Origin of the sequence: Coprococcus sp. TM115-187 (genome assembly GCF_027679115.1) — a bacterium.
Taxonomy (GTDB): Bacteria; Bacillota; Clostridia; order Lachnospirales; family Lachnospiraceae; genus Allocoprococcus; species Allocoprococcus comes.
Map to the genome: position 1 here is coordinate 1 of NZ_JAQEKS010000042.1, position 9,989 is coordinate 9,989.

9 protein-coding genes are annotated in these 9,989 nt (G+C 37.8%); 2 read left to right on the plus strand and 7 right to left on the minus strand.

The window, feature by feature from the left end:
- Positions 1-238 precede the first annotated feature (238 nt).
- The 7 genes from PGW42_RS15520 to PGW42_RS15550 form a co-directional block, all read right to left on the minus strand.
- Positions 239-1,264 carry a DUF3878 family protein gene (locus PGW42_RS15520; RefSeq protein WP_270203041.1) on the minus strand — a complete coding sequence of 342 codons (1,026 nt, stop codon included), beginning with the start codon at positions 1,262-1,264 and terminating at the stop codon, positions 239-241.
- Positions 1,265-2,293 (minus strand): transglutaminase domain-containing protein, encoded by a 1,029-nt coding sequence (locus PGW42_RS15525; protein ID WP_270203043.1) that lies wholly within the window; start codon positions 2,291-2,293, stop codon positions 1,265-1,267. It lies immediately after the preceding gene.
- Positions 2,294-2,561: 268 nt separating this feature from the next.
- Positions 2,562-4,283: a sensor histidine kinase gene (locus tag PGW42_RS15530; RefSeq protein WP_270203045.1), complete on the minus strand. Its 1,722-nt coding sequence runs from the start codon at positions 4,281-4,283 to the stop codon at positions 2,562-2,564.
- A 77-nt stretch (positions 4,284-4,360) separates the two neighbouring features.
- Positions 4,361-5,953, minus strand: a complete 1,593-nt coding sequence (locus tag PGW42_RS15535) for a response regulator transcription factor (RefSeq protein ID WP_055260329.1) — start codon at positions 5,951-5,953, stop codon at positions 4,361-4,363.
- Between the two features lie 116 nt (positions 5,954-6,069).
- The gene (locus PGW42_RS15540; RefSeq protein ID WP_055247455.1) at positions 6,070-7,056 is read right to left on the minus strand and encodes an ABC transporter permease; all 987 of its coding nucleotides are present in this window, start codon (positions 7,054-7,056) and stop codon (positions 6,070-6,072) included.
- Positions 7,057-7,091: 35 nt separating this feature from the next.
- Complete coding sequence (locus PGW42_RS15545; protein ID WP_227119754.1) at positions 7,092-8,282, minus strand: sugar ABC transporter substrate-binding protein; 1,191 nt, start codon at positions 8,280-8,282, stop codon at positions 7,092-7,094.
- 35 nt (positions 8,283-8,317) lie between these two features.
- Complete coding sequence (locus PGW42_RS15550) at positions 8,318-8,644, minus strand: sugar ABC transporter permease (RefSeq protein WP_270235175.1); 327 nt, start codon at positions 8,642-8,644, stop codon at positions 8,318-8,320.
- 101 nt (positions 8,645-8,745) lie between these two features.
- Between PGW42_RS15550 and PGW42_RS15555 the strand changes: the two genes are divergently transcribed.
- Both PGW42_RS15555 and PGW42_RS15560 read left to right on the plus strand, forming a co-directional pair.
- Positions 8,746-9,093: a transposase gene (locus tag PGW42_RS15555; protein WP_004615306.1), complete on the plus strand. Its 348-nt coding sequence runs from the start codon at positions 8,746-8,748 to the stop codon at positions 9,091-9,093.
- Positions 9,083-9,904 (plus strand): IS3 family transposase, encoded by an 822-nt coding sequence (locus PGW42_RS15560; protein ID WP_004841748.1) that lies wholly within the window; start codon positions 9,083-9,085, stop codon positions 9,902-9,904. The genes PGW42_RS15555 and PGW42_RS15560 overlap by 11 nt, the downstream gene beginning before the upstream one ends.
- Positions 9,905-9,989: the final 85 nt, after the last annotated feature.

Consider the following 9,989-nt stretch of genomic DNA (forward strand, 5'->3'; position numbering starts at 1 on the left):
CATCCATGCATTTCCCCACCTTCTAATAACATACTTTACACATTTTGCCTTTTCTATTCCTCAATATTCAAGAAAAATATGTCTTTTAAAAAACTAATTTTCCTAAAATTACTTTTCTATTTTATCTTTTATTCTAACACTTATCCTACTGATTTCAACCATCTATCCCTATTTGCCTCATCATCAAAAAATACTTTTTATTTTAAATTATTTTTCTATTTTATTTATTTACAAAAATTCAAAGAAACTCTTCGATTTCCACGATCCAATCTCCCCTTTTTTCTTTCCATATCATCAGATACACCTTAAAATCCACCAAATCTCTTGCAGCAGAAAACGGCTCCTCACGCACAAGCGTCACTTTCTGCCCGTTTATCTCCAGTTCTTCTTTTCTTTGCTCTGCTTTCTGTAAAACTTTTTCGTACTTCTGGTTAAATTTCTCTCCAAAATCTCTTCGTGGATAATTTTTTGCTTCTTTTGCAAGCTTTTTATCCAGCAGGTCAATCATATCTGCATGGCTTCTTCTGTGTAACAGCCTTGCAAGCCATCTGCTCATCACTTTTCCGTGATGCTTCCGGTAAAAACGAAGCCACCTTACCATGCTTCTGTCCCCTTTCTCCACAGCAAGCTCTTCCATTACATCCATTGCCTCTTCGGTCGGATTCCACGGATCTTCCATCGGGACAATATATTTTGCCGGAACTGCCGGATAACAGGTATAGTTCAGCGGAGGAAAATGTACCAGTTTTGCAAGTTTCCGTTCGGTATCACTTGCCGCCTCTTCTCCAAGGTATTCACATTTATCATTCAGAATCGCCAGACGATATTCCAGAATCCGCAGATACTCGTACCCTTTCAACCAGAAATGTCCTATATCTCCGTAATTATAGAGATTCATCTCCAGCGAAAGATCCTGGAAGAAAATGGTCACAACCGTTTCGCCCTGATATACGACAAGTACATATTCTCCATCCTCCTGGCTTAAAGTTGCGTCCAGCTCTCCTTCATAATCTTTCTGATAATGTCCGGTCATTCTTGCACCAGAGAATACCAGAAAGCTTTCCACTGCATCATTCATCAGATACACCAGACGCATTTCATCCTGGTTTTCCACATCTTTGTCTGGAAACAGAAGTTCAAACTGATCCTGACCGAGTAACTGGGCAAGCTTCTGGAAGGCCTCCGGAATTTCTTCATATGCACTTTCTGTATCCATGAACGCTTCCTCTGCTGACATATTTTCCTGTATTTCCAGTTCACTCATCTATTCCTTTTCTCCTTCATTTGCCTCTTCCATATCCACACAGGCAAGTCCTATGTCCTCCACATAACTGACACGGATCACTGCCTGCGACCAGTTGAGGCTGATCCTGGCAGCCTTCTGCTTCTCTTCTCCGGCTTTCCGGAGCAGATCCAAAAGTTTCTCCAAAACTTCTCTTGTCAGATAGCCACCTCTCCACTGAAAGGTCAATGTCCTGCCCTTCTTAGCCGCTTGCAGCGACCGTTTATAGACATCTTCTTCTTTTGTAAAGGAAAGTTTCTTCTCCCGATAATAAAAATGATCCCCATTCGTACAGACCGGTGCCGGTGCGATCAGCGGTTCATGATCCCGGAAAATCTTCTTGTCGTCCAGATTGAAATAATCATAGCGGATCTCCTGTCCTGCCGCACTGTGTTTACCAAGCGTATTGTCAAAAGTTGCATCCAGATGATAATATGTACCACCAATTTTTACGATATTCCAAGTATGACGGTACTTGATCCCTTTTTCCGGATTGTTACCACAGACTGCGATCATGCACCAGATTCCAAGCGTATCACAGAGTACTTTCACAGATTTTGCAATTCCTTCACATACGCCAACTCCATGTCCAAGTGGACCGATGATCTCATGGGAATACGCCTTTTTCAGCTTATCATAAGTCACATTATCACAGATAAAATCATGAATATATTTCTCCTTTTCCCATTCAGACAAATCTTTTGCCGCCCGCGCAAGTTTTTCTACTCTGGAGGACATTGCCCTCTGATGCTCCCGGATTTTATTCTTGTCAAACAGATACTCCGGTACAAAGATCAGATTCGGAGAGTCCTGATAGTATTTATACTTATATCCTGTCATCCAGAAAATCTCCGGATGATCCAGCCGAAGCCTGAAAAAGACATCATAAAGCTCCGCACTTTCTATGCGCGGTATCTGAAATTCATCCGCAAGTGCATTTGCTCCCTGCATGATTACATGGTATGCTGCCTGCTGCTGTTTCGTCATTTTGGTATAATAGAATGGTTCCATGAAAGTCCTCCTGCGCAATGTTTTGATTCTCCTATTATACATTTTTTCACGAAAACACGAAATGTTTTTCCTTGCTTTTTAACGAAAAGCAGAAATGTTTTACGCTAGTTTTTAACGAAAATAGAAAATGTTTATACCCATTTCTTAACGAAATCACAAAATGTTGGCCCTTTTCCACTTCTTTCAGACACATAAATTCCCTTCATTACTTATATAAAAAGGCTCCATATAACAGTTTTTACTGCTACATAGAACCTCTTCCATTCTTTTATTTCTCAGTTTCACTTGATACAATTGCCGGAATCCGGATCGTAACGATCGTACCTTCGCCCTCTTTTGACCATATCTGAAATCTGTATTTATTTTCATAAATATAGTCCAGTCTTTCTTTAATATTTTTTATACCGATATGTTCTCCTCTTTCCATACTTGACAGTTTACGCTGCGGTTTGCTTAATTCATCTAGTTTGTCCTGAGACATCCCTGCACCATTATCTTTTACAATAATCTCAACTTCATCTTCTTCCATTCTGATACGAATCGTAATGCATCCGTCTATTACTTCGCCTTCTTCATCCGTATTACATAGAATTCCATGAAAGAACGCATTCTCTACAAGTGGCTGCAAAATATTTTTTGCAATCAGATATGGCTCAACCCCCGCTTCGATATCAATAACACTTTTAAATATTCCTGTATATCGATATTTCTGAATCAGTAAATATTCTCTCACTACTTTAATTTCCTGCTCTACTGTATCATAAACATTATCCACCTCTATACGTAGTCTGTCCCTTAAAATCTGAATCATAGCTTTATTCACTGCAATCACATCTTCATTCCGGTTTTTCTGTGCCAGATATGTAATCATATTCATGGTATTATAGATAAAATGTGGATCCACCTGCGAAATCATCAGACCATACTTCAGTTGCTGCTCTCTCTTTTCCTGTTCGACCATTTCAACAATATTTTCCTGCAAACGTTTTGCCATAACATTAAATGAAGCGCCTACTTCTCCTATTTCATCTGTTGAATTCACCTCAATTCGTGCATCCAGATTTCCTTCTGCTATTTCATTCATTTGTTTTGATACATCCGTAAGCGGACCGGTAAAATGATTTACAATCGGGATCATAACTAACACAATTCCAAGCCCAAAACATAAAATCAGTATTTCTAGCAGAAAAATCAGTGAACGGTTATTGTCCAGAATATCTTTTCTGCTCTGCCTGCAAATAATCTTCCACCCATCTTCTTCTGAAAAACGTACTGTAGTAATCCCATCTTCCTGCTGCCAATAACCTTCCTTATAGCTTTTTCCATACTTCATGTTTTTCAGAGTTGCGTTTACATCTATTTGTGTTTCCTTAACACTTGGCTGTAAAATCTGATTATTTTTATCAAGAAACAGATAATCGTTACTGTAATCTTTCATCTGGTTTGCAATATAGTACAACTGGTCAAAAGATGCTATAACAGTAAGATTGCCTTTCTGCCCATGATATATATATTCCATCGTATATCCATAAACCATGTTAAATATATTTCCAAATGCTGTATCTGATTCCCCGTCATAAGCAAAAGGATTCAAAAAACTTGTCTTTTTCCCTTTTAAATCTAATTCTTTTATTTCACTACAAATATGTTCTTTTACTTTATTCGAAAATCCTACTGTTGAAAAATCATATATTTTATCCGCCTTTTGGACATCCAGATAAATCCCGATGATTCCATATGACTGAATTTTATTTTTTACACCAAGCTGGGATAAAAAAAGACTTATTTTCGCATTATTTGCTTCATTCGGCTCCGACATATATTGATCTATTTTCTGAATAAGTTCTGGTTCTTCTGCCACAATCTTTGTAAATCTTACCAGCTCTTCAAAATTCTGATCTAACTGAGACATGATCTGCTCATTCAGAATCATGGTATCCTCTCTGTCTTTCACACTGATATTTCTATATACCAGTTCCGGTAATGCCATGAGCAATATTCCCATAATTACCAAAAACACACATAATTGTGCTATAACCAATTTATTTCTTAATTTCATGACCTCTTCTACTCTCCGGCTAATAATTTCCTGCGATATTGGTTCGGTGTCAGTCCTGTATATTCTTTGAAAATTTTACTGAAATACTGACTGGAAGTAAAACCTGTCTTTTCTGATACTTCATAAACCATATATTCTTTATCCTGGAACATTTTCTTTGCATTTTCTATTCTGACATTATTGATAAAATCATTTACCCGTATTCCAGTTTCTGTTTTAAATTTCGTTGATAACCAGGAAGACGTCACACCAACATGCTCCGCAACTTCTGCTGCTGTAATACTTGCATCACCATAATTCTGATTGATATAAGCCATTGCATTGATTGTCACATCGGAATAAATCATTTTTTCTTTCTCATTTTTCATTCGACAAATTTCTTCTATCTTGTATTCAATATATGCCTGAAGATCTGTTACTTTTCTAAAATCATAAGAACTGCATCCCTCGGTCATCAAAAATCTCTGACCGCTTGTTTCTCCAATCAGTTTTCCATCAAACAAACTAAGAGCCTCCAAAATATGTTCTATATATTCCAAGTATTCTGTAACATTCTGTTTTTTTTCTGTTTCATGCAATCGGTTTTCTATTTTTTCAATTTCTTCTGTTTTTCCCTGTTGTAAAGACTGATAAATTTCTTCTGATGAAATTCCTGACAGTTTCTTCTCATTTTCCTCTTTTCCGTCATAACGCAGCTCCTGTAACTCTACTTCATTTTTTAAAATATTATTTTCCAGTTGTCTTTGATAATTTGTAAAATTAGACCGGAACTGCCTTACCATACTTCCATGCAAACAATAATATACATGATACAGTTTTTCTTCTCTGTTAATATATTCATACAGCTTTCTTGCAAAATCATAAATTCTGTCATTTATTTCTTTTTGTGAAACAATTCCTTTTCCGAATTCAAGCAAAATCAGATATTCATCTTCGTTTACCGGAAACCTGGCCCCTACATGAATCCCAGTATTTTCAGATACATTTTCGCACGCTCTTTTTATGAGCCGATTATCCAATGTCATCTGATTGTTATCAAGTGGAATATATTTCTTTAAAATCTTCGGAACCTTTCTTTGAGAAACGATAATATAATAATATTTCTTATGCAAACCTATATAATCATTTTCATCAAGAATATCTTTATATACCTCTTCTGAAATATTTTTTCTAAATAATTCCTCTAAAATTGCTGTAATTGTATACTGCTTTTTTGCTTTTTCTTTTATAATTTCTTCTTTTAATTTTAGTATTTTTCTTAAAAATCCATCTTCCTCCAGATCACTTTTTAAGATATAATCATCAATTCCTAACCGGATTGCCTGTTTTACATAATCAAAATTTTTATATGCTGAAAGGAACAGAATATGTGTATTTCCACCATATTCGCGAATTGCATCCCCTAATTCCAATCCATTTAATCCAGGCATCTTTACATCTGATATCACCAGATCCGGTCTGTGTGTCTTGTAAATTGCAAGTGCCTGTTCTGGATTTGTCGTTACCCCGATCAATTCAAATCCATGATACTCCCAATCAATAATATGCTCCAAATACTCCAGTGCCAGCTTTTCATCATCCACTAACAATACTTTTATCATATTTTCTTCCTCCCATTATGCCCTGTCAAATGCTGTCTATTCCGATTATACAGCGACACCCGGAGTATCGCAAGCTGACAGGATGCGTATACTCCGGGTGTCATTTAAATTATTTTTTATTGTGCGTTTGTTCTCACAAGCTCTTTTTTCAGCTTTCGTTCACTGATAAAGTTCATTACTCTCTGGTTGTTGTAAGTAAAGATCATAATAACCAGAAGGAAGATTCCAGATGCTGTATCCTGCAGCGAAGCTGAAAGTCCCATGCTGAGAAGTCCTGTCGTCAGCATATTTAAAATAAAGTTTCCGATAAAGATTCCGATTACCAGATTACAATACTGTTCAAGTGCCAGTCCAACATAAATTCCAAGCATGCAGTTGAAAATAATATTCGTACTTGACATGTACATCGGCGTATCAATTGATCCCTGTATAGAAATCTTCAAAAGTGCCGCAACTCCAAGGAATAATGATGAAACTACATAGCAGAGGAATGCTGTTTTCTTGGTATTGACACCTGAATTTTTTGCAATTCTCTGTGAACTTGCACATGCTCTTACATTATATCCAAACTTTGTATAGTTGAAAATGATGTAGAACAGTACAAACATGATCGCAAAAATAATCAAACAATACGGAAATCTTCCAAGTGTTGTAATTTCTCCGTTAATAGCTGTTACCCATGAAATACTTGCCAGGTTGGATAATGTCTCATATACCATGCAAACACCAAGTGCTGTAACAATTGCCGGAACTCTCAGTAACATATACATAACACCTGAGATTGTTCCAAGTACAATGCCCGCTCCAACCACAATCAATGCAAATGGTATCAATCCGATTCCGTAAAGATATACCATTTTTGCTCCGAACATTGCCGAGAGCATTACAACCGCACCTGCACTAAGATCCATTCTGTTACACAACATGTTCGAACACATTGCGAATGAAATTAGCGTAGGGGCCAGCGTTTGCTTCAGGTTCATAATAAGACTCGCCGGTTTTCCAAATGCTCCGCCGGAGCATATGAAAAACAGAAGATATACAAATACCGGGAGCATAACGACTTTGCATACATTTTTAACTGTATCTGATTTCGTTTTCATACGCCTTCCCTTTCCATATCCGTTAAAGTAGTAATTTATTTTCCATGTCTTGCAATTGTATCTTCAATACTGTAGTTCTTGCCCATTTCAAGCAGCTCATCAGAAGATGCATTTTTATTTTTTGATTTAATCAGCTGATCAACTTCATCTGTTGTCCATGCATATACACCATCATTATGAAGGTATGTCATGTAATCAGAGAATTCCTGACCAGATTTACATACAATAAAGTTAACCGGTACTTCTACTTTGTCAAGAGCATTTCCTTCCAGTGCATTGTAGATAAGTACGAACGGGAATACTGCATCAGCATACTGTCCACCGATTGCACATACTGTTTCACCATTGTCAAGACTTCCCTGACAATTTTCTGAAAGGTCACAGAATGCGATCTTAACCTGACCTTCACGTCCTGCTGATTTGATTGGTTCTGAGCAGTATTCAATACCAAGAAGTGTAATTGCAATACCATCGATAGAATCATCTGCTGCAAGGAAATCTTCTACTGCTTTTGTGAATTCAAGGCCTCTGTATTCACCAGCTTTTTTAACTTCCGGATGATCTTCAAATGCTTTCATCATACCTTCCCATCTTCTGTCATGGCAGGTAATTCCAGGTTCATAGCCAATTGCTGCAATGTTCTTGCATCCTGAATCAATAAGGCTTGTTACGATTTCATATCCTGCATCGTAATCTGCTTCATAAGATCCACCAACAAAGTAATCACTCTTGTAAACCTGATCTTTGATGCTTTCATCAATCTGTGACCAGCCTACACCAAGATAAACTTCATTTTCTTCACAAATTTTTAATCCCTGAAGGACTGCTGTTCCTGAGAAGTTTGTTGTGATAATACCATCAACACCCTGTGCACAGAGGTTTTCAATTGCAGAAAGATATGTTTCATCTGCAAAGTTTTCAATAATGTAATAGTTAAATTTTACACCATATGCTTTTCCAAGATAATCTGTGTATGCTTTGTATTTTGCGCAAAGGAAATCTGTTGTTGTATGGATAACTACACCAATTGTGTATTTACCATCCGGATCTCCACAAATTTCATCCTGACCTGATTTGTTTCCCCAGACTTCCTCTGTCTTTGCATCTTTTGTCTCTTTTGAACTGCTGTCTGATTTCTTGCTTCCTGAAGAACCACCACAACCGATTACAGAGAATACCATCATAACTGCTAATAAAACAGCTACTGCTCGTTTAATTCTTTTCATTTCTTTTCCTCCTCTTTTTCTCCTTGTTTCATCTGTTACTCCAGTACACCATCTTTGTTCTTTACATATGTAAGGAATACTAATAGTAACAGTACCAGTCCCTGAATTCCTTCAACCACACGTTCGTTAACACCCAGGATAATCAATCCATTTCTCAAAAGGATAACAGAAAAGCTTCCGACCACAGCTCCGATCATTTTTACTTTAGAACCTCCGGACAATGGCACACCTCCAAGTACCAATGCTGTGACAACGTTCATTTCCATTCCCTGACCAGTTGAAGTACTTACACTTCCGGCTCTTGCCATAAGGATAAATCCTGCAATACCTACCGTGATACCACTGATAATGTAAGCGATCATTCTGGTTCTATTATAATGGTATCGTAATTTAAGACACTTCAAGAGACATTTCTTAATGAATCTGATATACTGTAAACACTACAGAAAGAAGGATTATTATTATGTCTCGAACAAGAAGAAATTTCTCTGCCAAATTCAAATCAGAATTAGTGATTGAACTGCTCAAAGGAGAAAAAGACTTAAATACAATCGCAACCGAAAACAATATTCAGCCGAATCTTCTCCGCAACTGGAAGAAGGAGTTCCTCGATAAAGCATCCGTGGTTTTTAATGACACACGAGAGGATAATCTGAAAGAAAAACTCGCTTTAGAACGCAAGGAAAAAGCTGAATATGCGAAAAAAGTTGGCCAGCTCACCATGCAGGTGGATTGGTTGAAAAAAAAATCTGAAGAAACACTTGGACCTGACTACGAGAGTAAATTTAGTCCAAAACCTTTTGAAGACTAAAGAACTTCCAGTTAAAACAGGGGCTACACTTCTTGATATCAATCGTACCAGTGTTTATTACAAGGGCATGCCCATATCTCAGGAGGAGTTGGATTGCAAATCGATCATAGATCGATTACACACGGATAATCCGGCCTGGGGAGCACGACAACTGTCTGCTCAACTGAAGAAGCGTGGGCATCAGGTTGGTCGCCGGAAAACGCGCCGTTATATGAATGAAATGGGGATTGATCCAATTTATCCAAAAATGAACCTTTCTAAACGTATGCGACAGGCTAAAGTCTGCCCGTATCTGCTACGTAACGCCGTTATCGACCGTCCAAATCAGGCATGGTCAATCGACATTACATACATCCCCATTAAGCGTGGATTTCTGTATCTGACCGCTGTGATTGACTGGTACAGCCGCTGTATCGTTGGCTGGGAAGTCGATGATACTCTGGATACCAGAATGGTCATAACTGCGTTAAAAAAGGCGTTTATAGTGGCAAAACCTGTTATCCTGAATTCAGATCAGGGCTGTCAGTTTACAAGCAATGAGTACATGAATTTCCTCAAAGAGAACCAGATCCGTCAAAGCATGGATGGTAAAAGCCGGTGGGCTGACAATATCATGATTGAACGATGGTTCCGAAGCTTCAAGTACGAGGAAGCATATCTGACCCAATATAACAATATCAGAGAAGCACGGAAGGCAATCGGTAAATATGTGCACACTTACAACTTTGAACGTTGTCATTCTGCACTCAATAATCAAACACCGGCATCCTGCTATTATCCGATTCTGTTACTGGATGATCATGCAGCCTAAGGGGGGATTTTCTCCCCTACCCAGTTACATATATCAGTTCATTATAAAAAGCTTAGATTTTTGTCTTGACAACTGAACCACTATA